At 71.7% G+C, this 20,362-nt stretch carries 20 protein-coding genes and 1 pseudogene; 11 read left to right on the forward strand and 10 right to left on the reverse strand.

Annotation, left to right across the window (positions count from 1 at the left end):
• Positions 1 to 44: 44 nt before the first annotated feature.
• The 3 genes and pseudogenes from ligD to EES41_RS29155 all read left to right on the forward strand — a co-directional run bounded on the left by ligD (position 45) and on the right by EES41_RS29155 (position 1,930).
• Entirely contained in the window at positions 45 to 1,064 is a 1,020-nt protein-coding gene (gene ligD, locus EES41_RS29145) for a non-homologous end-joining DNA ligase (protein ID WP_174261760.1), read from the forward strand.
• A 3-nt stretch (positions 1,065 to 1,067) separates the two neighbouring features.
• Positions 1,068 to 1,546, forward strand: a pseudogene (locus EES41_RS29150) (HAD domain-containing protein).
• A 129-nt stretch (positions 1,547 to 1,675) separates the two neighbouring features.
• A complete protein-coding gene (locus EES41_RS29155; protein WP_123080992.1) occupies positions 1,676 to 1,930 on the forward strand; it encodes a WhiB family transcriptional regulator in 255 nt (84 codons plus the stop codon).
• Here EES41_RS29155 and EES41_RS29160 read toward each other — a convergent pair whose 3' ends face one another.
• The 7 genes from EES41_RS29160 to EES41_RS29190 form a co-directional block, all read right to left on the reverse strand.
• A complete protein-coding gene (locus EES41_RS29160) occupies positions 1,931 to 2,518 on the reverse strand; it encodes a hypothetical protein (RefSeq protein WP_123080993.1) in 588 nt (195 codons plus the stop codon).
• Complete coding sequence (locus tag EES41_RS29165) at positions 2,515 to 3,051, reverse strand: hypothetical protein (RefSeq protein WP_164495968.1); 537 nt, start codon at positions 3,049 to 3,051, stop codon at positions 2,515 to 2,517. Before EES41_RS29165 ends, EES41_RS29160 begins: the two co-directional genes overlap by 4 nt.
• Positions 3,052 to 3,116: 65 nt before the next feature.
• Complete coding sequence (locus EES41_RS29170) at positions 3,117 to 4,250, reverse strand: hypothetical protein (protein WP_123080995.1); 1,134 nt, start codon at positions 4,248 to 4,250, stop codon at positions 3,117 to 3,119.
• Positions 4,247 to 4,549: a hypothetical protein gene (locus tag EES41_RS29175; protein ID WP_123080996.1), complete on the reverse strand. Its 303-nt coding sequence runs from the start codon at positions 4,547 to 4,549 to the stop codon at positions 4,247 to 4,249. The genes EES41_RS29170 and EES41_RS29175 overlap by 4 nt, the downstream gene beginning before the upstream one ends.
• A 91-nt stretch (positions 4,550 to 4,640) precedes the next feature.
• Positions 4,641 to 5,612, reverse strand: coding sequence for an acyl-ACP desaturase (locus tag EES41_RS29180; RefSeq protein WP_123080997.1), 972 nt, complete (start codon positions 5,610 to 5,612; stop codon positions 4,641 to 4,643).
• A gap of 338 nt (positions 5,613 to 5,950) precedes the next feature.
• Positions 5,951 to 7,597, reverse strand: a complete 1,647-nt coding sequence (locus EES41_RS29185; RefSeq protein ID WP_123080998.1) for an ABC-F family ATP-binding cassette domain-containing protein — start codon at positions 7,595 to 7,597, stop codon at positions 5,951 to 5,953.
• A 227-nt stretch (positions 7,598 to 7,824) separates the two neighbouring features.
• On the reverse strand, positions 7,825 to 8,241 hold the full coding sequence (locus tag EES41_RS29190; RefSeq protein WP_123080999.1) for an SsgA family sporulation/cell division regulator: 417 nt from the start codon (positions 8,239 to 8,241) through the stop codon (positions 7,825 to 7,827).
• 449 nt (positions 8,242 to 8,690) lie between these two features.
• Between EES41_RS29190 and EES41_RS29195 the strand changes: the two genes are divergently transcribed.
• Positions 8,691 to 9,854: an oxidoreductase gene (locus EES41_RS29195; RefSeq protein WP_123082762.1), complete on the forward strand. Its 1,164-nt coding sequence runs from the start codon at positions 8,691 to 8,693 to the stop codon at positions 9,852 to 9,854.
• On the opposite strand, the gene EES41_RS29200 is transcribed toward EES41_RS29195, so the two are convergent.
• Both EES41_RS29200 and EES41_RS29210 read right to left on the reverse strand, forming a co-directional pair.
• Positions 9,855 to 10,394: a GNAT family N-acetyltransferase gene (locus EES41_RS29200; protein ID WP_164495969.1), complete on the reverse strand. Its 540-nt coding sequence runs from the start codon at positions 10,392 to 10,394 to the stop codon at positions 9,855 to 9,857.
• A 319-nt stretch (positions 10,395 to 10,713) separates the two neighbouring features.
• Entirely contained in the window at positions 10,714 to 11,013 is a 300-nt protein-coding gene (locus tag EES41_RS29210; RefSeq protein ID WP_037798523.1) for a YciI family protein, read from the reverse strand.
• Positions 11,014 to 11,039: 26 nt separating this feature from the next.
• Between EES41_RS29210 and EES41_RS29215 the strand changes: the two genes are divergently transcribed.
• Positions 11,040 to 11,717 (forward strand): endonuclease V, encoded by a 678-nt coding sequence (locus EES41_RS29215; RefSeq protein ID WP_037798526.1) that lies wholly within the window; start codon positions 11,040 to 11,042, stop codon positions 11,715 to 11,717.
• Here the strand turns inward: EES41_RS29215 and EES41_RS29220 are convergent, their stop codons facing one another.
• Positions 11,718 to 12,917, reverse strand: a complete 1,200-nt coding sequence (locus EES41_RS29220) for a trans-acting enoyl reductase family protein (protein ID WP_123081002.1) — start codon at positions 12,915 to 12,917, stop codon at positions 11,718 to 11,720.
• A gap of 96 nt (positions 12,918 to 13,013) precedes the next feature.
• Here EES41_RS29220 and EES41_RS29225 point away from each other — a divergent pair, with 96 nt between their 5' ends.
• The 6 genes from EES41_RS29225 (at position 13,014) to EES41_RS29250 (ending at position 20,286) form a co-directional block, all read left to right on the forward strand.
• Complete coding sequence (locus EES41_RS29225) at positions 13,014 to 13,400, forward strand: MmcQ/YjbR family DNA-binding protein (RefSeq protein ID WP_123081003.1); 387 nt, start codon at positions 13,014 to 13,016, stop codon at positions 13,398 to 13,400.
• Between the two features lie 102 nt (positions 13,401 to 13,502).
• Positions 13,503 to 14,633, forward strand: a complete 1,131-nt coding sequence (locus tag EES41_RS29230) for a CaiB/BaiF CoA-transferase family protein (protein WP_123081004.1) — start codon at positions 13,503 to 13,505, stop codon at positions 14,631 to 14,633.
• Positions 14,633 to 15,658 (forward strand): LLM class F420-dependent oxidoreductase, encoded by a 1,026-nt coding sequence (locus tag EES41_RS29235; protein WP_073772541.1) that lies wholly within the window; start codon positions 14,633 to 14,635, stop codon positions 15,656 to 15,658. The genes EES41_RS29230 and EES41_RS29235 overlap by 1 nt, the downstream gene beginning before the upstream one ends.
• A 12-nt stretch (positions 15,659 to 15,670) precedes the next feature.
• Positions 15,671 to 16,813 (forward strand): acyl-CoA dehydrogenase family protein, encoded by a 1,143-nt coding sequence (locus EES41_RS29240; RefSeq protein WP_123081005.1) that lies wholly within the window; start codon positions 15,671 to 15,673, stop codon positions 16,811 to 16,813.
• A gap of 34 nt (positions 16,814 to 16,847) precedes the next feature.
• Complete coding sequence (locus EES41_RS29245; RefSeq protein WP_123081006.1) at positions 16,848 to 18,062, forward strand: acetyl-CoA C-acetyltransferase; 1,215 nt, start codon at positions 16,848 to 16,850, stop codon at positions 18,060 to 18,062.
• 52 nt (positions 18,063 to 18,114) lie between these two features.
• Positions 18,115 to 20,286 (forward strand): 3-hydroxyacyl-CoA dehydrogenase NAD-binding domain-containing protein, encoded by a 2,172-nt coding sequence (locus EES41_RS29250; RefSeq protein WP_123082763.1) that lies wholly within the window; start codon positions 18,115 to 18,117, stop codon positions 20,284 to 20,286.
• Positions 20,287 to 20,362 lie beyond the last annotated feature (76 nt).

The following is a 20,362-nucleotide window of genomic DNA, read 5'->3' on the forward strand; positions in this document are numbered from 1 at the left end:
CGCCCGGTATGCGCGCCACGCCGGGCGCGCCTAACGTGGCGCACATGGGTGCTGCCGGTAATGCGATCGAGCTCGACGCCGGAGGGCGGGCGGTACGACTGTCCAACCCGGACAAGGTCTACTTCCCCGAGCGCGGGCTCACCAAGAGGGACGTGGCCGAGTACTACCTGGCGGTCGCGCCGGGCATCACCCGCGCCCTGCGCGACCGCCCCACGACCCTGGAACGCTATCCGGACGGGGTGGAGGGCGAGTCCTTCTTCCAGAAGCGCGCTCCCAAGAACCTGCCCGACTGGATTCCGACCGCCCACATCGCCTTCCCGAGCGGGCGAACGGCCGATGAGATCTGCCCGACCGAACCGGCCGCCGTCCTGTGGGCCGCCAACCTCGGGTGCCTCACCTTCCACCCCTGGCCGGTGCGGCGCGAGGACACCGACCGGCCGGACGAGCTGCGCATCGACCTGGACCCGCAACCGGGCACCGACTACCACCACGCGGTGGCGGCCGCCCACGAACTGCGGACGGTGCTGGAGGAGTTGGGCCTGCGCGGCTGGCCCAAGACCTCCGGCGGCCGGGGGCTGCACGTGTTCGTGCCGATCGCCCCGCGCTGGACCTTCACCGAGGTCCGGCGGTGCGCGATCACCCTGGGCCGGGAACTGGAGCGCCGGATGCCGGGCAAGGTCACCACGGCCTGGTGGAAGGAGGAGCGCGGCGAGCGGATCTTCGTCGACTACAACCAGACCGCGCGCGACCGCACCATCGCCTCCGCCTACTCGGTCCGGCCCCGCCCGCACGCGCCGGTGTCGGCCCCACTGCGCTGGGAAGAGGTCGACGACGCGGAGCCGCGGGACTTCGACATCGTCACGATGCCGGCCCGCTTCGCCGAACTGGGCGATCTGCACGCGGACATGGACGAGCACGCCTTCGCGCTGGACGCCGTACTGGAACTCGCCGACCGGCACGAACACGACCACGGCCTGGGCGACATGCCCTATCCGCCGGACTACCCGAAGATGCCGGGCGAACCCAAACGGGTCCAGCCCAGCCGAGCCAAACACAAGGACTGAGCCCTGAGCACCCTTCTCTTCCTGGACGTGGACGGACCACTCATCCCCTTCGGAGCCAGCCCGCGCCGACTCCCCGACGGGTACCCGACGTACCGAACGACCCCACCTCACCCGGCGTCAACCCCGCCCACGGGCCACGCCTGGCGGCGCTGGGGTGCGATCTCGTATGGGCCACGACGTGGACGGATGACGCGAACGACAGCGTCGCACCCCGACTCGGCCTCCCGGCCCTCCCCGTGGTCCACTGGCCGGACTCCGATGAGCCGCGCCCCCACCCCGGGCTGCACTGGAAGACCCCGTCCCTGATCACCTGGGCCGCGGGCCGCCCGTTCGTCTGGCTCGACGACGAACTCACCGAGGCCGACCGCGCCTGGGTCTCGGCAACCCACCCCGCACCGGCCCTCCTCCACCGGGTCGATGCCCACCACGGCCTGACGGAAGCGGACTTCGCAGCCGTGGAGGAGTGGCTGGGCGAGGTGTAAGACACCCCACTGTCAGTGGCGGGTGCGATGCTCGGAGGGGTCGAACGGAGGGCGGGCGAGGCGCCGCGCGTGAACGCGTGTTGATCAGGTGTTGATAGGACGTCCATCGGCGGCGGACAGGCTCGCCGCATGTCGATGAACACGAGTGAGCGGCCGACGACCAGCGCCGCCCCCGCTTGGTACGAACTCGCCCTGTGCGCCCAGACCGGCCCGGGGTTCTTCTTCCCGGAGCCGGGCTCCTCGCTGCGCGACGCGAAGCGGCTGTGCGGCGCGTGCGAGGGGCGGGCGGCGTGCCTGGAGTACGCCCTGACGAACGACGAGCGCTTCGGCGTCTGGGGCGGCCTGTCGGAATCCGAACGCCTGGCGCTGCGCCCGCGCGACTGATCAGGTCTGCGTGGCCTTCCCGCTCCGCCGCATCAACCCGACCCTCAGCGCGAGCGCGTCATCCCCGCCACCCCACTCCCGCCCGGCCCCCTTGTCGAGCACGACCCGCACGGGCCGATGCCCCCCGACGGGCGAAACCACCCCACCGAACCGAGGATCCCCCGCGAACCAGATGAGACCGGGGTGGTCGTTCTCCCGGTCCGCGAGCAGGACGGGGAAGGGGATGATCCGGAACAGCGGGGCGAAGTCCTCGCGGAAGACGATGACGACGGTCGCGGGACTTCCCGTCGCGCGAGTCGGATGCAGGCAGGGCAGCTCCGTCCAGGGGTAGGACCTCAGCACGGCTGCGACGCGATGACGCCGGAAGTAGGCGACAACAGCCCAGGGGAGCCAGGGAAGGAAGCCGATCGTGCTCAAGAGGAACACGACCGCGGCCTTCTGCGCGAGGTGGAAATTCAGGCAGGCGCAGGCACACAGGAAAGGGACGCCAAGGCCCACCACCGTGGCCACCCGGCGGTGGACCAGTCGCTTGTATCCGATGACGGTAGGGGGGTGGTCCCATGCCACCTTGGCGAGCAGGAGCGTCACAAGAGCACCTCCGAAATGCGCGAAGGCCGTGCCGCGCGATGGGGGCTGGAGCCGGGGTCGGTGAAGCCGACGGTGTGGGTGACCGCTTCGAGGATGTCGGTATACGCCTCCGCGTGCTGAAGTGACGCGCTGGTGAGGCCAAGGACGACGATGTACGGACTCTCCGCATGGGCCACGGCGACCCTGGCTTGAAATACCGGCTGCTCCGATCCTGGGGCGGCGATGGTTCCGGTAATCAGGCAGCAGGGAAGCGACGAGGGCAGGTCCAGGAACCGGCGGGTCGACCCCGGGCGTGGCTCGGGCCCGGCCATGGCCAGGGCGGTCCGTGCCACCGCGACCCGAGGGTTGTCGTGATCCGTCCGGTGGACGGCCAGGGAGAACAACGACGCGCAAACACCGACTGGTTCGTCGGGATGCAGTCCGATCGCAGTGTGAACGACGTGGTGCTCGGCGAGCTCATCGAGGCGATCCATGAGCCAGCTCAGCTGCTCCTGGGCCTCGGTACTGCCCAGGGCGTCGGTGACTTCGTCCATCGCGGTCCGGTCACCTGGCCCGATGTCGTGGAAGCCTGGCGGGAGCCGGAACCAGACAGGGGGCATCACGGCCTCATCACCGACCAGAGGTGGGACGTCTTCGCACCGGCGGAAGGGGCGTCGTCCAGCGCGCCGCGCACGCCATCAACCGCTGTGGAGGCGTGCTCCACCGTTTCGTCGTCGGTGATGTAGTCGCCGGTGGCTGTCGCGGCGCCAACGGTCGCGATCCCCACGCCGACCCGGTCTCTCACGTCTTGACTCGACGTTCGCAGCGTCCACGCGGTGAGGGGGTTCTCGACCTGGCGTAAATCGTCGGCCGTCGACCAGGTGGTGCGGCCGAAGGTGGTGGCGCCTTCGGTGAGGCCCGAGAGGGCGCTGGCTTCGGGGGCGGCGGTCAGGGCCGCGCGGGCGGCCAGGGTGCCGGCCTTCGCGCCCGCGGCGACCGCCGCCACGCCCGGGACGGTGCCCGCGGTGTCGCCGAGGAGCGTGACCCCCGCCTTCCAGAAGTCCGCGTCGAACTCGCCCTTGGTGACCCCGTCCGTCAGGGACTTCCGGAACTTCGGGTCGGCGACGTGCGTCCCCAGGGCCGCCAGGGACAGCCCGCCGGCCACCAGCATCACCGCCAGGCCCGCCGGCGGGCAGAACAGGGACAGGCCCGCCCCGGCCGCGCCCAGGATGGCCGAGGCGTTCGACAGGGCGTCCGCCGGGTCTTCCGTGATCTTCTGCCAGAGCGAGGCGAAGACGCCCGGCTCCTTCGGGGCCAGGCGGTCCGCCGCCGCGTTCAGCGTCTTCGCGACGCGGCCCGCGGCCGCCGCGTGTTCCGCGGCCAGTTCCCGCGCCAGCCGCCGCGCGTCGGCCAGGGCGGGCTCCGTCGTGGCCGCGGCGGCCTGGGACTCGTAGCGGGCGGCCAGCGCGCGGTGCGCGACCAGGGTGTCGTGCCACGCGGTGAGCCGGCGGGCCGCCTCCGCGAGGGAGGTGTGCGCCGAGCGCAGGTAGCGCGGCAGGTCCCGCGACAGCGAGGCCCGGAAGGCGGTGGCGGCCTCGCCCTGCCAGCCGCTGCTGTTCGAGGCGAGGGCGTCGACCACGCGGGAGGCCTCCCCGAGGGAGTTCGCCGAGGCCAGGAGCTTCTTCGCCAGGGTGAGGACGGCGGCCGGGTTGCCGGGGGCCGGGTCGAAGCCCAGTGCGGGGGAGTGGGTCACGTACGCCCGCCGCCCGCCTTGAGGAAGGCCGCGCGGATGGCCGCCTCCAGCTCCGCGTGCTCGACGGCACTGGTCTTCACGCCCTCGCGCACCGTCTTGATGCGTTTGGCCAGCTCACTCGTGCCGTACGACCATCTCTCCTGGAAGCCGTCGCAGGCCGCGTCGAGGTCGGCCGTGCCCAGCTGGTCGGCCCGTACGTGGCTCAGCGCGCTCCGCGCCTCCCGCAGGGAGGTCAGCGAGGAGTCGAGGGCGCGCGAGAAACGGGCCAGCTGGTCGATGTCCACCTGGAGGAACGTCATGACGCGAAACCCTGGCAGAGCGGGGCTCTGCCAGGGCAATCGTCGTCACCCGCCCGGGGGAGCGGAATCCGGTCAGGGCGTCAGGCGACGCTCAGCCCTTGCGGGCCGCGATGCGCGCCGCGCGGGCGGCGAGGCGCTCGTCGAACTTGCTGGCCTCGGAGTCCAGGCCGTTCATGAACAGGCCGAGCTCCTCCTGGGCCTTCAGACCCTCGGGGCCCAGGCCGTCGATGTCCATGATCTTCAGGAAGCGGATCACGGGGCTCAGCACGTCGTCGTGGTGGATCCGCAGGTTGTAGACCCCGCCGATCGCCATCTGCGCCGCCATGCGCTCGAAGCCGGGCATGCCGTGTCCGGGCATCCGGAAGTTGACCACGACGTCGCGCACGGCCTCCATGGTGAGGTCCGGGGCGAGCTCGAAGGCCGCGCCCAGCAGGTTGCGGTAGAAGACCATGTGCAGGTTCTCGTCCTGCGCGATGCGGGCGAGCATCCGGTCGCAGACCGGGTCACCGGACTGGTGGCCGGTGTTGCGGTGCGAGATGCGGGTCGCGAGCTCCTGGAAGGCCACGTACGCGACCGAGTGCAGCATCGAGTGCCGGTTGTCGGACTCGAAGCCCTCCGACATGTGCTGCATCCGGAACGCTTCCAGCTTGTCCGGGTCCACGGCGCGCGAGGCGAGGAGGTAGTCGCGCATCACGATGCCGTGACGGCCCTCCTCGGCGGTCCAGCGGTGCACCCAGGTGCCCCAGGCGCCGTTGCGCCCGAAGAGCGTCGCGATCTCGTGGTGGTAGCTGGGGAGGTTGTCCTCGGTCAGGAGGTTCACGACCAGCGCGATCTTGCCGATCTCGGTGACCTTGGACTGCTCCGGGTCCCAGGCCTCACCGTCCTCGAAGAAGCCCGGGAAGTTCCGGCCGTCGCTCCACGGGACGTACTCGTGGGGCATCCAGTCCTTGGTGATCTTCAGGTGCCGGTTGAGCTCCTTTTCGACCACCTCTTCCAGCGCGAACAGCAGCCTGGCGTCGGTCCACGCCTCCGAGCTGCCGAGGGAGGGAGAGGTGATCGTCACGGGTGCTCCTGGGGGACAAAGCGAATTACCTACGGTTCCGTAGCCTACGAACCCGTAGGTTAAGCGCGCCGTGAAGGCCAGCCAAGCCCCAGCGGTACCTATGTCCGGTTACATCCGGTTATCCATGCAGTTTGAGACCCCGTTTGCGGGCATGGCGAAGCCGAAAGTCATACGTGAAGGTGGCTCGGCTTTGCCGGATTGACGCCTAATCGATGCCTGGGGAGGGGGTGGGGAGCCCGTCCGTCCTTCGTCCCTCGGTCCCCCCGTCCCTCGTCCTCCGTCCTCCGTCCCTCGTCCTCCGTCCCCGTCCGTCCGTCTGGCCCGTCCCCGCCCCCGCGTCACTCGTGCCAGAGTGAGTCCCGGACCTCCTCCGCCGTCGTCGGTCGCAGCTCGCCGTCGAGCAGCAGCCACCGCGTGATGCCGATCGACTCCAGGAACGGCACGTCGTGGCTCGCCACGATGAGCGCGCCCTCGTACGACTCCAGCGCGCCGGTCAGCTGCCGTACGCTCGCCAGGTCCAGGTTGTTCGTCGGCTCGTCCAGCATCAGCAGCTGCGGAGCCGGCTCCGCCAGCAGCAGGGCCGCCAGCGCCGCCCGGAAGCGTTCGCCGCCCGACAGGGTGCCGGCCGGCCGGTCCGCCCGGGCGCCCCGGAACAGGAAGTGCGCGAGCCGCGCCCGGATCAGGTTGTTCGTGGCCTGCGGGGCGAACCGCGCCACGTTCTCCACCACCGAACGGCTGTCGTCCAGTACGTCCGCGTCCAGCCGCTGCGGCAGGAAGCGCGTCGGCACGTGCGTGACGGCCTCGCCGGACTCCGCCGGTACGAGCCCGGCCACCGTGCGCAGCAGGGTGGTCTTGCCCGAGCCGTTGCGGCCGACCAGCGCGATCCGCTCCGGACCGCGCAGCTCCCACTCGCCCGGGACCGAAGCCCCGTGCGCCAGGTGCAGATCGCTCAGGGTCAGCACCCGCCGGCCCGGATGGACCTGCGTGGCGGGCAGCTCGATACGGATCTCCGCATCGTCGCGGACCGCCTCCACCGCCTGGTCGAGCCGCTCGCGGGCGTCCGCGAGCTTCTCGGTGTGCATGATGCGGTGCTTGCCGGCCGACTCCTGCGCCGCGCGTTTGCGGGCGCCCATGACGATCTTCGGCTCGCGCTTGGTGTCGTTCATCTTCTGGCCGTACCGCTTGCGGCGGGCCAATTTGACCTGTGCGTCGGCCAGTTCCCGCTTCTGCCGCTGTACGTCGGCCTCCGCGACCCGGACCATCCGCTCGGCCGCGTCCTGCTCGGCGGCGAGCATCGCCTCGTAGTCGGTGAAGTTCCCTCCGTACCAGCGCACTTCGCCGTCGCGCAGGTCCGCGATCTGGTCGACCCGGTCGAGCAGCTCCCGGTCGTGGCTGACCAGGATCATCACCCCGGACCAGGACTCCACGGCCGCGTAGAGGCGGCGACGGGCGCGCAGGTCCAGGTTGTTGGTCGGCTCGTCGAGCAGCAGGACGTCCGGCCGCGCCAGCAGCAGGGCCGCCAGCCGGAGCAGGACGGACTCCCCGCCGGACAGCTCCCCGACGGTGCGGTCCAGGCCGATCCGGGAGAGACCGAGCTGGTCGAGCGTGGCCAGGGCCCGTTCCTCCACGTCCCAGTCGTCCCCGACGGCGGCGAAGTTCGCCTCGGTGGCCTCGCCCGCCTCGATGGCGTGCAGGGCGGCGCGGGCGGTGTCGATGCCGAGCGCCTGGTCCACGCGGAGTGCGGTGTCGAGCGTGACGTTCTGCGGGAGGTAGCCGACCGTGCCGGCGACTGCGCGATGGCCGTCGGTGGGGGTCAGTTCACCGGCGATGAGCTTCAACAGGGTTGATTTGCCGCAGCCGTTGAGGCCGATCAGGCCGGTGCGGCCGGGGCCCACGGCCAAGTGGAACCCGTCGAACACGACGGTTCCGTCGGGCCAGTCGAAGGACAGGGCGGAGCAGGTGACAAAGGTAGGGGCGTTACTCATAGAGGCCTCCAGGTTGCGTGAATGGTGCGTGCAACGCGGGGAGACAGCCGTACCGGACCGCGGCCGTCGGCTCATGGCGACGGTGGTGGCGGTGGTGATCGGTGTCTCGAACCTCAGACGAGCAATGTCCTACTCCGTTCGGCGGCAATGGGGCGAGAACGAAGTTACGGGCGGCCGGGGCCGCCCGCAATCGGATTAAAGGAGGGTGGGTGGGAGGGGAGGGAGAGTCAGCAGGAGTCGCGCATCAGTTCGGCCAGGCCGTGGTCCACGTCGAGGTACAGGTGCTCCAGGCCCGGCGGTACGACGGCGGCGGCGCGCTCCAGGAAGCGGTCCAGGTCGGCGGTGAGCATCAGGACGATCGCGACGCCCTCGGGAGCGTGGAACTCGACGGTGGTCCGGTCGGCGTCGTACGGGCGCACGCGCACGTCTCCGCTGCCCGTCGGGCGGTCCAGGCCGGACTCCAGCAGTTCGCGCGCGAAGGTCCACGAGATCTCGATGCCCTCCAGCGTGGCCGGGGCGGGGAAGGCCATGCGGATGGCGAACGGATCCGCGCGGTCGTAGCTGAGCGTGACAGGCACGGTCTCGACCTTCGGGGCGGTGGCGACCAGACGGGCCTGCACGGCCTGCTCGATGACAGTGATCAAGGCTCGCTCCCTTGCGGCGGATCTGCTGACGGGCCTGGGGTGGAGCCCGACAACGGGATAGACGCCGGAACCGGCAATTCCGTGCATGCCGAGTTGCGTGAGCTGTGTCACCGATTGGCTGGAACGCATCCGTGCGATCGCACAGAGTAGTGGTGGGTGCGGGATGGGGGAAGGGGTCTTTGGGCGGGCCGCGGCTTTGGGGTGGGCGGAATAAGGCTGGTTCCGTCTCACTCCACAGGCGCAAGGTGTCGTTCCGGGAGTTCGGAGAGGCCGTCACGCTCAGTTCGTCGTGCGGGATCAATTGGCCGACGGGCGACCTTTTGGCAGGGCGCGCCGGTGGCGGGACGCACCCTGGACGGTGGTTCCGGGGTGCGTTAGCTTCCGGCGCCATGAGACTTCTGGGAGTTGGGCGTGGGGCGTGGGCCGGGGCGTGGGCCGGGGCGTGCGCGGTGGCTTTGGTGGTGGGGGCGCTGGGGGTGCCGGCCGTTGCCGCCGGGGCGGGTGGGGCGAGCGGGTCGGGTGGGGGGCCTGGTGATGCTGCGGCTGAGGCAGCGGCGGCGGCTGTGGCTGCGGGGTCTGGTGCGGGTGCGGGTGATGTTGGTGGTGTGGTGCGTGGGCTGCGTGGGGTGGGGTGGGCGGTGAAGGGGACCGGGAAGGACTCCCGGTTCCGGGGGCTGGCCGCCGTCAGTCGCAGTACGGCCTGGGTGGCCGGGTCCAAGGGGACGGTGCTGCGCACCGTGGACGGCGGCCGGAGCTGGCGTGACGTTTCCCCGCCGGGGGCGGTCGCGGAGGGGCTGGAGCTGCGCGACATCGAGGCCTTCGACGCGCGGCGCGCGGTGGCGCTGTCCATCGGCGAGGGCGAGGCCTCCCGGGTGCTGCGGACCGACGACGGCGGGGCGACATGGAGCGAGGCCTTCCGGAATCCCGACCCGCGGGCCTTCTACGACTGCCTGACGTTCTTCGACTCCCGGCACGGGCTCGCGATGAGCGACCCGGTGGACGGCAAGTTCCGCATCCTCTCCACGGACGACGGCGGGCGTAGCTGGGAGGTGCTGCCGGCCACCGGGATGCCGGACGCGCTGCCGGGCGAGGCCGGCTTCGCCGCGAGCGGCCAGTGCCTGGTCAGCGCCGGCTCGCGGGACGTCTGGCTCGCCACGGGCGGCGGAGCCGTCTCGCGGGTCCTGCACTCGGGGGACCGGGGGCGGACCTGGAAGGTGGCCGAATCCGTGATCCCGGCCGGTGACCCGGCCAGGGGGGTCTTCGCCCTCGCCTTCCGCGACCGTACGACGGGCCTCGCCGTCGGCGGTGACTACCGCGCCGGGCAGGCCTCCCCGCGGGCAGCGGCGGTCTCGTCCGACGCGGGCCGCACCTGGCGCCCGGCGACGACCCCGCCGCCGGGGTACCGGTCGGGCGCGGCCTGGCACCCGTACGGCCGGGGCGTGGCGCTGGCGGTGGGGCCGACGGGCACCGACGTGACGGCGGACGGGGGCCGCACCTGGCGGGCGCTGGACGCGGGGTCGTTCGACACCGTCGACTGCGCGGGCGACGGGGGTTGCTGGGCCGCGGGGGAGAAGGGGCGGGTGGGGAGGCTGGAGATGCTGGAGAGGTCCTGATCAGCTGGTGGCCGTGTCCGTGCCCGTTCCAGTGATGAGGTCCATGGCTGGGTAGCGGCCCGGGGTGAAGCCCGCTGCCGTGTAGACGGGCTCGCCGTCGGCGCTGGCGTGCAGCTGGATGTAGTGGATGCCGCTGTCGTTCAGCCAGGAGACGAGCCCGTCGACGATCCGGCGGCCGTGGCCGCGGCCGCGGGCGGTCTCGTCGGTGACGATGCCGTCGAGGTAGCCGCGGCGGCCGTCGGTCCACCGGGGGCTGGGGAGGTGGTACGTCACCCAGGCCATGCCGGTGGCCAGCAGCGGTTCGCCGGGAGCGCCGCCGACGACCAGGCAGCGCAGATCGGTTCGGGCGGTGATGCGCTCGCGGAACCAGCCGTCCGCGGTCTCGCGCCAGGGGGAGTCGGCGGGTCCGGCGTCGACGCCGAGGCTGGCCAGGGCGACGGCGCGCAGGCGTATCAGCTCGGGGATGTCGGCGGGGGTCGCGGGGCGGGGGGCGTGGGTGGGAGGCAGAGGGAGAGGCAGAGGGAGAGGGCGAGGGGTCAACGCGGTCTCCAAGAAAGGGGTGCCCAAGGGGAGGGAGGGGTTTCCCGGCAGTCTCACTGTCCTTCCGGGGCGGGCCGGTCCCTCAAGGGCGCTCCTTCGTCGCGTCGCTGCGCGATGGCCTTCGGCCACCCTTGACCGACCGGCCCGCCCCGGAACGCCAAAGACCGTCGGGAAACCCCGGAGGAACGGTCACGGGGGATCGGTCCCGGTGCGCGCCACAACCCCCGGGCCGTGCCGGTCCAGGGGGTCGCTCGCCCCAGGTCGCCACGCGCTTCGTCCGGTTGGCGGCCGCGGGTCGTCCTGATCCGAAGGACAGGTCCTAGGTGAGGGGGGATTCGCGGACCGGCGCCAGGTCCGAGGAGGTCTTCGTCGCGATGAACTCGGTGATGCGGTACTCGCAGACGCCGGCCATCGTGAAGGGGTCGCCCGCCGCGATCTTCTCGATCTCCGCACGGGAGACCCCGCCGGCCAGGACGACACCGCCGTCGCGGGGGACCTTGCGGCCCGACGCGAGGAAGACGCCCGCCGCGTAGTGGCCGTCCAGCCAGGCGATGTGGGCGTCCATCTGCTCTTCGACGGCTTCGATGGGCGCGGTGTAGGTGAGCTCCATGACGAACATGATCGTCAGGCTACCCTCGCACCATCATGACGAGTGTGAAGACCCCCGCCGACGAGGCCGAGGCCCGGGCGGTACAGGACGAACTGCGGACGCGCGTGGTGCTGGACGAGGCCGGGCCGGCCGTCGGGCGCGGGCTGATCGCGGGTGTGGACGTCGCGTACGACGACGAGCGCGATCTGGTGGCCGCGGCGGCCGTGGTGCTCGATGCCGCCACCCTGGAGGTGGTGGAGGAGGCGACCGCGGTCGGGCACGTGAGCTTTCCGTACGTGCCCGGGCTGCTGGCGTTCCGGGAGCTGCCGACGGTGCTGGCCGCGCTCGACGCGCTGAGCGCCGCTCCGGGGCTGGTGGTGTGCGACGGGTACGGGCTCGCGCATCCGCGCGGCTTCGGGCTCGCCTGCCACCTCGGGGTGGTGACCGGGCTGCCCAGCATCGGCGTCGCGAAGAATCCGTTCACCTTCACGTACGAGGAACCGGGCGCCCGGCGTGGTGACGCCGCCCCGCTCGTGGCGGCGGACGGCGCGGTGGTGGGGCGGGCGCTGCGGACGCAGGACGGGATCAAGCCGGTCTACGTGTCGGTGGGCCACCGGGTGTCGTTGGACAACGCCTGTGCGCAGACGCTGGCATTGAGTCCGCGGTTCAGGATTCCGGAGACCACGCGGCACGCCGACTCGTTGTGCCGGCGTGCCCTGCGCGAGGCGTCCTGATCAGCGGGCGTCGGCGACGCGGAAGCGGATGCCCGCCTTCTGGAGGCGGTCCAGGAGGGCGTCGCCCATGGCCACCGCGGTGGTGAGCTGGCCCGCCCGGTCGGGGAGGGCGTCGTACGCGAGGCAGAGGGCGGATTCCGCCAGCATCTTGGCCGTCTCGCCGTAGCCCGGGTCGCCGCCCGAGACCTCGGTGAAGACCCGGCGGCCGCCGCCCTCGCCCACGAAGCGGACGGTGAACCAGCTGCGCGCCCGGCGCGCCGCGTCGGGGCCCCGGCCCGGCTCCCAGCGGCTCATCAGCCAGCGCCGCGCGGGCGGGAGCTGGGCCACGGCGGCGGTCGCGCCGAGGGCCGCCGTACCGCCCAGGGCCATGGGCAGGTGCTGGACGGAGGCGTAGTGCCGGTAGCGGAAGTCCGGGCCGTAGCGGTCCAGGGCGGCCGCGGAGCGGGCGACGATCCGGGGGTCCAGTACGGGTAGCGGCAGGGCCCAGGTGCCGGTCTCGCGGCTGAAGCGCGGGGCGCCCAGGGGGCCTCGCGCGCGGCGCCCCAGGAGGCGCGGCTCGTGCAGCCGGCGGGTGTGGGCGGCGGCCAGGGTCTGGGGGCCGCGGCCGATCGCGGTGAGGGCGGAGGCCAGGGTGCCGCCGGAGAAGAGGGCGTTGGAGCGGAGGAAGCCGTCCACGCGGAGCGGGACGCCTTCGGGGAGCTGGTTCACCGTGTAGTACGTGCCGAGGTCGGCCGGGATGGAATCGAAGCCGCAGGCGTGGACGATGCGGGCTCCGGTCTCGCGGGCCCGCGCGTCGTGCTCGACGTACGTCCGGTCGACGAACTCGGGCTCGCCGGTGAGGTCCAGGTAGTCGGTGCCGGCCTCGGCGCAGGCGGCGACGAGTTCCGCGCCGTACCAGATGTACGGGCCGACGGTGGTGGCCAGTACCCGGGTGGAGGCGGCCAGTTCGCGCAGCGCCCCGGAGTCGCGGGCGTCGGCCCGCAGGAGGGGCAGGTCCGCGCAGGCCGGGTCGAGGACGGTGAGGCGTTCGCGCAGCCGTTCGAGCTTTCCGAGGTCCCGGCCCGCCAGGGCCCATCGGCAGTCGGTGGGGGCGTGCTCGGCGAGATACTCGGCGGTGAGTGCTCCGACGAATCCGGTCGCGCCGAAGAGCACCACGTCGTAGGCCCGTTCAGGATCGCCTTGCCGAACCTCTGCGTTCATGTGACCGCTCCTCCCAGCTGTTGTCGGTGGCTGAGGCTAGCGTGAGTCTCGGCTGTCCGTGCGAGCAGGCGTGACCTGCGGTAAGTGGAGGCGTCGATGAAGGCTGCGGTGCGCAAGTGGGAGGCGGTGCGGGAGTTCGCCCTGAGCCTTCCGGAGGCGGTCGAGGAGTTTCCCTGGGGTCCCGAGGACTGCGTGGTGAAGGTCAACAAGAAGATCTTCGTGTTCCTCGGCAACACGGACGGGCCGCCGGGGCTGTCGGTCAAGCTCAAGGACGAGGCCCTGCACGGGCACGCGATGACGGCGCCGGGCGCGGCGCCCAGCGGGTACGGGCTGGGGAAGGCGGGCTGGGTCTCGGTGCCGATGGCGCAGAAGGGCGCGCCGTCGGCCGAGGTGCTGTGCGAGTGGGTGGAGGAGAGCTACCGGACCGTGTGTCTGAAGCGGCATCTGAGGGAATTGGACGCCCGGATCGGGACAACCGGCTAAGCGCTTGCTTGTTTGGGGCTTGTGCTGAGTGGAACGCGTTCCTAGCATCACTGGTGTTACATCGGTTGTGTCACACCGTGCGCTAACAATGCTGGGGGCTCGATGGCAGTGACAGGGAACGGCCCGCTCGCCGGGGTGCGCGTAGTCGAGCTGGCGGGCATCGGCCCGGGTCCGTTCGCCGCCATGCTCCTCGCAGACCTGGGAGCCGATGTCGTACGGGTGGACCGGCCCGGCGGGGGCGGGCTCGCGATCGACCCGGCGTACGACGTCACCAACCGGAACAAGCGGTCCGTGCTGATCGACCTGAAGTCCGCCGAGGGCCCCGAGCGGGTGCTGGAGCTGGTGGAGCGCGCCGACGTGCTCATCGAGGGGTTCCGCCCCGGGGTCGCCGAGCGGCTCGGCGTCGGACCGGCCGACTGCCACGCCCGGAACCCGAAGCTGGTGTACGGCCGGATGACCGGCTGGGGCCAGGAGGGCCCGCTCGCGCACTCCGCGGGGCACGACATCGCGTACATCGCCGTCACCGGCGCCCTCGGCATGATCGGGAACCCGGGTGAGCCCCCGGCCGTTCCCGCCAACCTCGTCGGGGACTACGCGGGCGGTTCGCTCTATCTGGTGATCGGCGTCCTCGCGGCGCTCCAGCACGCCCGCACTCCGGGCGGCGCGGGCCAGGTCGTGGACGCGGCCATCGTCGACGGCACCGCCCACCTCACCGCCATGATCCACGGCATGGTCGCGGCCGGCGGCTGGCAGGACCGGCGCGGGGCCAACCTCCTCGACGGCGGCTGCCCCTTCTACGGCACGTACGAGACCTCCGACGGGCAGTACATGGCGGTCGGGGCGCTGGAGCAGCAGTTCTACGACGAGTTCGTCCGGCTGCTGGGGATCGCGGAGCAAGCGCCCGCGCGCAAGGACACGGCGCGGTGGGGGGAGCTGCGCGAGGCCGTCGCCGCGCGGTTCAAGGCGCGCACCCGCGCGCAGTGGACGGAGGTCTTCGAGGGGACCGACGCCTGCGTGGCGCCCGTGCTCTCGCTGCGCGAGGCGCCCGAGCACCCGCACCTCGCCGCCCGCGGCACCTTCACCGACTTCGGCGGGATCACCCAGCCCGCGCCCGCGCCCCGGTTCTCCGCGACCCCGACCGCCGTCACCGGCGGACCCGCCCGGCCGGGGGCCGACACCGACGCCGTGGCCGCCGACTGGGGCGTGCCGGGCCTGACCGGGAAGGGCGCCTGATGGAACTGTCCATGATGCTCGACTACGCCGGGGACCCGCGCCGGGCCGCCGACGAGGCCGCAGCGCTGGAGTCGGCCGGTCTGGACGCCGTCTGGGTCGCCGAGGCCTGGGGCTTCGACGCGGCGACGATCATGGGCTACCTCGCCGCCCGCACCGAGCGGATGAAGATCGGCTCGGCCATCGTCAACGTCTACTCCCGCACCCCCGCCCTGATCGCCCAGACGGCCGCCGGGCTGGACGCGCTCTCCGGCGGGCGGGCCCTGCTCGGTCTCGGCGCCTCCGGCCCGCAGGTGGTCGAGGGCTGGCACGGGAAGCCGTACGACAGGCCGCTCGGCCGGACCCGCGAGACGGTCGGGCTCTGCCGCCGGATCTGGCGCCGCGAGACCATCGACCACCACGGCATCACCGACATGCCGCTGCCGCCCGAGAAGGGCGGCCGGCACGGCAAGCCGCTGAAGATGCTCACCCGGCCGGTGCGCGACTCCATCCCCGTCTACATCGCGTCGCTGGGGCCCGCGAACGTGCGGATGACCGCCGAGATCGCCGACGGCTGGCTGCCCACCCTGTTCCTGCCCGAGAAGGCCGGCGCCGTCTGGGGGAGCTCCCTCGCCGAGGGCGCGGCCCTGCGCGCCCCGGAGCTCGGGCCCCTGGAGACCGTCGCGGGCGGACTGCTCGCCATCGGTGAGGACGCGGCCGCCGCGCGGGACCTGGCGCGCCCGCAGATCGCCCTGTACGTCGGCGGCATGGGCGCGCCCGGCAAGAACTTCTACAACGACCTCGCCGTCGCCTACGGGTACGAGGAGGAAGCCCGGAAGATCCAGGAGCTCTACCTCTCCGGGCGCAAGCGCGACGCCGCGGCCGCCGTGCCGGACGAGTTCTGCGAGCTCATGACCCTGTGCGGGCCGGAGGGTTACGTACGCGAGCGGGTCGAGGCCTTCCGGGAGGCAGGCGTCACGATGCTCAACGTCAGCCCGGTCGGCCCCGAGCCGGCCCGGCTGATCGAAACCGTCAAGAACTGGCTGTGAGGAGCCGCATCCATGAAACGCCAGATCTTCGACGCCGACCACGAGGCGTTCCGCGAGACCGTCCGCGCCTTCCTCGCCAAGGAGGTGCTGCCGCACTACGACCAGTGGGAGAAGGACGGCATCGTCAGCCGTGAGGCCTGGCTGGCGGCCGGCCGCCAGGGACTGCTGGGCCTGGCCGTCCCGGAGGAGTACGGCGGCGGCGGGAACGCCGATTTCCGCTACGCCGCCGTGATAGCCGAGGAGTTCACCCGGGCGGGCGCCGCCGGGCTCGCGATCGGCCTGCACAACGACATCATCGGCCCGTACCTGACCTCGCTGGCCACAGAGGAGCAAAAGCGCCGCTGGCTGCCCGGCTTCTGCTCCGGCGAGACGATCACCGCCATCGCGATGACCGAGCCGGGCGCGGGCTCGGACCTCCAGGGGATCCGCACCACCGCCGAGGACCGGGGCGACCACTGGGTCCTCAACGGCTCCAAGACCTTCATCTCCAACGGCATCCTCGCCGACCTGGTCATCGTCGTCGCGAAGACCACCCCCGAGGGCGGGGCGCACGGGCTGTCCCTGCTGGTCGTCGAGCGCGGCGCGGAGGGCTTCGAACGCGGCCGCAACCTGGACAAGATCGGCCAGAAGTCCCAGGACACCGCCGAACTCTTCTTCCACGACGTCCGCGTCCCGAAGGAGAACCTGCTCGGCGAGCCGGACGGCGCCTTCGTCCACCTGATGACCAACCTCGCGCAGGAGCGGATGGGCATCGCGATGGCCGGCATCGCCGCCGCCGAGTACCTGCTGGAGATCACCACCCGGTACGTGAAGGAGCGCGAGGCCTTCGGGCGCCCGCTCTCCAAGCTCCAGCACATCCGCTTCGAGATCGCGGAGATGGCCACCGAGTGCGCCGTCACCCGCACCTTCCTCGACCGCTGCATCACCGACCACTCCAACGGGGAGCTGGACCACGTCCACGCCTCGATGGCCAAGTGGTGGGCGACCGAGCTCCAGAAGCGGGTCGCCGACCGCTGTCTGCAACTGCACGGCGGCTACGGCTACATGACCGAATACCAGGTCGCGCGGGCCTTCGTCGACGGCCGCATCCAGACCATCTACGGCGGCACGACCGAGATCATGAAAGAGATCATCGGACGTTCCCTGCTCGGCTGACCTCCCCCTCGCACACCTCCGAAAGGCTTGACCAGTGAGCACCGAAGCTTACGTATACGACGCGATCCGCACCCCGCGCGGCCGCGGCAAGGCCAATGGCTCCCTGCACGGCACCAAGCCGATCGACCTGGTCGTCGGCCTCATCGACGCCCTGCGCGAGCGCAACCCCGGGCTGGACCCGGCCACCATCGACGACATCGTGCTCGGCGTCGTCGGCCCCGTCGGCGACCAGGGCTCCGACATCGCCCGGATCGCGGCCATCGCCGCCGGACTCCCCGACACCGTGGCAGGCGTCCAGGAGAACCGCTTCTGCGCCTCGGGCCTGGAGGCCGTCAACCTGGCTGCCGCGAAGGTCCGCTCCGGCTGGGAGGACCTGGTCCTCGCGGGCGGCGTGGAGTCCATGTCCCGCGTCCCGATGGCCTCCGACGGCGGCGCCTGGTTCGCCGACCCGATGACCAACTGGGACACCGGCTTCGTCCCGCAGGGCATCGGCGCCGACCTGATCGCCACCATCGAGGGCTTCTCCCGGCGCGACGTCGACGAGTACGCGGCCCTGTCGCAGGAGCGCGCGGCCGCCGCCATCAAGGACGGCCGCTTCGCCAAGTCCGTCGTCCCGGTCACCGACCGCAACGGCCTGATCGTCCTGGACCACGACGAGTTCGTCCGTCCCGGCACGACCGCCGACACCCTCGCCAAGCTCAAGCCGTCCTTCGCGGACATCGGCGAACTCGGCGGATTCGACGCCGTCGCGCTGCAGAAGTACCACTGGGTCGAGAAGATCGACCACGTCCACCACGCGGGCAACTCCTCCGGCATCGTCGACGGCGCCTCGCTCGTCGCCATCGGCTCCCGCGAGGCGGGCGAGCGGGGCGGACTGACCCCGCGCGCCCGGATCGTCTCGGCGGCCGTCTCCGGCTCCGAGCCCACCATCATGCTCACCGGCCCCGCCCCGGCCACCCGCAAGGCCCTCGCCAAGGCCGGTCTGACCATCGACGACATCGACCTCGTCGAGATCAACGAGGCCTTCGCGGGCGTCGTGCTGCGCTTCGTCAAGGACATGGGCCTGTCCCTCGACAAGGTCAACGTCAACGGCGGCGCCATCGCGCTCGGCCACCCGCTCGGCGCCACCGGCGCGATGATCCTCGGCACGATCGTCGACGAGCTGGAGCGCCAGGACAAGCGCTACGGCCTCGTCACCCTCTGCGTCGGCGGCGGCATGGGCGTCGCCACCATCGTCGAGCGCCTCTGACCTCGTCCTGCATCCCCTGCCCCCCGGACCTTCCGAAACGAAAGCAGTGACCATGAGCGAGTCCACCACGATCCGCTGGGAACAGGACGAGACCGGCGTCGTCACCCTGATCCTCGACGACCCCAACCAGTCCGCCAACACGATGAACCAGGCCTTCAAGGACTCCATCGCGGTGATCGCCGACCGCGCCGAGGCCGAGAAGGACTCCATCCGGGGCATCATCTACACCTCCGCCAAGAAGACCTTCTTCGCGGGCGGCGACCTCAAGGACATGATCCGGCTCCGCCCGGCGGACGCCCGGATCGCCTTCGACACCGGCACCGAGATCAAGCGCTCCCTGCGCCGGATCGAGACCCTCGGCAAGCCCGTCGTCGCCGCCGTCAACGGCGCGGCCCTCGGCGGGGGTTACGAGATCGCCCTCGCCTCCCACCACCGCATCGCCCTCGATGCCCCCGGCTCCAAGATCGGCCTCCCCGAGGTCACCCTCGGCCTGCTGCCGGCCGGCGGCGGCGTCACCCGTACCGTCCGCCTGATGGGCATCGCCGACGCGCTGCTCAAGGTGCTGCTCCAGGGCACCCAGTACACCCCGCAGCGCGCCCTGGACAACGGCCTCGTGCACGAACTGGCCGCCACGCCCGAGGAGATGCTGGCCAAGGCCCGCGCCTTCATCGACGCCAACCCGGAGTCGAAGCAGCCCTGGGACGTCCCCGGCTACCGCATCCCGGGCGGCACGCCGTCGAACCCCAAGTTCGCCGCCAACCTCCCGGCGTTCCCCGCCAGCCTGAAGAAGCAGCTGAACGGGGCCCCCTACCCGGCGCCGCGCAACATCCTGGCCTGTGCCGTCGAGGGCTCCCAGGTGGACTTCGAGACCGCGCTGACCATCGAGGCCCGCTACTTCACCGAGCTGGTCACCGGACAGACCGCCAAGAACATGATCCAGGCGTTCTTCTTCGACCTCCAGGCCGTCAACGCCGGCCGCAGCCGCCCGCAGGGCACCGAGCCCCGCACCGTCCGCAAGGTCGCCGTCCTCGGCGCCGGGATGATGGGCGCCGGCATCGCGTACTCCTGCGCCCGCGCGGGCATCGAGGTGGTGCTCAAGGACGTCACCCCCGAGGCCGCCGCGAAGGGCAAGGCGTACTCCGAGAAGCTGCTCGACAAGGCGCTCTCCCGGGGCCGTACCACCGAGGCCAAGCGCGCCGAGCTGCTCGCCCGGATCACCCCGACCGCCGAGGCCGCCGACCTCGCGGGCTGCGACGCCGTGATCGAGGCCGTCTTCGAGGACACCGCCCTCAAGCACAAGGTGTTCCAGGAGATCCAGGACGTCATCGAGCCGGACGCGCTGCTCTGCTCCAACACCTCCACGCTGCCCATCACCGGGCTGGCGGAGGGGGTTTCGCGCCCCGTCGACTTCATCGGTCTGCACTTCTTCTCGCCCGTCGACAAGATGCCGCTGGTGGAGATCATCAAGGGCGAGCGCACCGGCGACGAGGCGATCGCCCGCGCCTTCGACCTGGTCCGCCAGATCAACAAGACCCCGATCGTGGTCAACGACTCGCGCGGCTTCTTCACCTCGCGCGTCATCGGCCAGTTCATCAACGAGGGCGTGGCGATGGTCGGCGAGGGCATCGAGCCCGCCTCCATCGAGCAGGCCGCGGCGCAGGCCGGTTACCCGGCCAAGGTGCTCTCGCTGATGGACGAACTGACCCTGACGCTGCCCCGCAAGATCCGCAACGAGACCCGCAAGGCCTTCGAGGCCGAGGGCAAGGCATGGAGCGAGCACCCCGCCGACGCGGTCATCGACCGCATGGTGGACGAGTTCGGACGCCCCGGGCGCAGCGGCGGGGCCGGCTTCTACGCGTACGACGACAGCGGCAAGCGCGCCGGCATCTGGCCGGGCCTGCGCGAGCACTTCGCCAAGCCGGGGTACGAGATCCCGTTCGAGGACATGAAGGAGCGGATGCTCTTCTCCGAGGCCCTGGACAGCGTCCGCTGCCTCGACGAGGGCGTGCTGACCTCCATCGCCGACGCCAACATCGGCTCCATCATGGGCATCGGCTTCCCGGCCTGGACCGGCGGCGTGATCCAGTACGTCAACGGCTACGAGGGCGGCCTCGCGGGCTTCGTCGCCCGGGCGCGGGAGCTGGCCGAGAAGTACGGCGAGCGCTTCACCCCGCCGGCCTCGCTGGTCGCGAAGGCCGAGCGCGGCGAGACGTACGCCGACTGACCTCCGGCGGCCGGGCGCCGGCGGCCGGGTGTCACCGGCCGGGCACGCGGCGCCCGACCGCGGTCCCGGGGGCGGG

This window comes from Streptomyces sp. ADI95-16 (assembly GCF_003721495.1).
GTDB lineage: Bacteria > Actinomycetota > Actinomycetes > Streptomycetales > Streptomycetaceae > Streptomyces > Streptomyces goshikiensis.

Bases quoted from the DNA above. Each gene is read 5' to 3' on its own strand.
- EES41_RS29220 (WP_123081002.1), bottom strand. From the start codon at position 12,917: ATGAACGCAGAGGTTCGGCAAGGCGATCCTGAACGGGCCTACGACGTG.
- EES41_RS29215 (WP_037798526.1), top strand. From the start codon at position 11,040: ATGACGAGTGTGAAGACCCCCGCCGACGAGGCCGAGGCCCGGGCGGTA.
- EES41_RS29250 (WP_123082763.1), top strand. From the start codon at position 18,115: ATGAGCGAGTCCACCACGATCCGCTGGGAACAGGACGAGACCGGCGTC.
- EES41_RS29175 (WP_123080996.1), bottom strand. From the start codon at position 4,549: ATGACGTTCCTCCAGGTGGACATCGACCAGCTGGCCCGTTTCTCGCGC.
- EES41_RS29225 (WP_123081003.1), top strand. From the start codon at position 13,014: ATGAAGGCTGCGGTGCGCAAGTGGGAGGCGGTGCGGGAGTTCGCCCTG.
- EES41_RS29230 (WP_123081004.1), top strand. From the start codon at position 13,503: ATGGCAGTGACAGGGAACGGCCCGCTCGCCGGGGTGCGCGTAGTCGAG.
- EES41_RS29165 (WP_164495968.1), bottom strand. From the start codon at position 3,051: ATGGACGAAGTCACCGACGCCCTGGGCAGTACCGAGGCCCAGGAGCAG.
- EES41_RS29210 (WP_037798523.1), bottom strand. From the start codon at position 11,013: ATGTTCGTCATGGAGCTCACCTACACCGCGCCCATCGAAGCCGTCGAA.
- EES41_RS29185 (WP_123080998.1), bottom strand. From the start codon at position 7,597: ATGAGTAACGCCCCTACCTTTGTCACCTGCTCCGCCCTGTCCTTCGAC.
- EES41_RS29235 (WP_073772541.1), top strand. From the start codon at position 14,633: ATGGAACTGTCCATGATGCTCGACTACGCCGGGGACCCGCGCCGGGCC.
- ligD (WP_174261760.1), top strand. From the start codon at position 45: ATGGGTGCTGCCGGTAATGCGATCGAGCTCGACGCCGGAGGGCGGGCG.
- EES41_RS29240 (WP_123081005.1), top strand. From the start codon at position 15,671: ATGAAACGCCAGATCTTCGACGCCGACCACGAGGCGTTCCGCGAGACC.
- EES41_RS29155 (WP_123080992.1), top strand. From the start codon at position 1,676: ATGTCGATGAACACGAGTGAGCGGCCGACGACCAGCGCCGCCCCCGCT.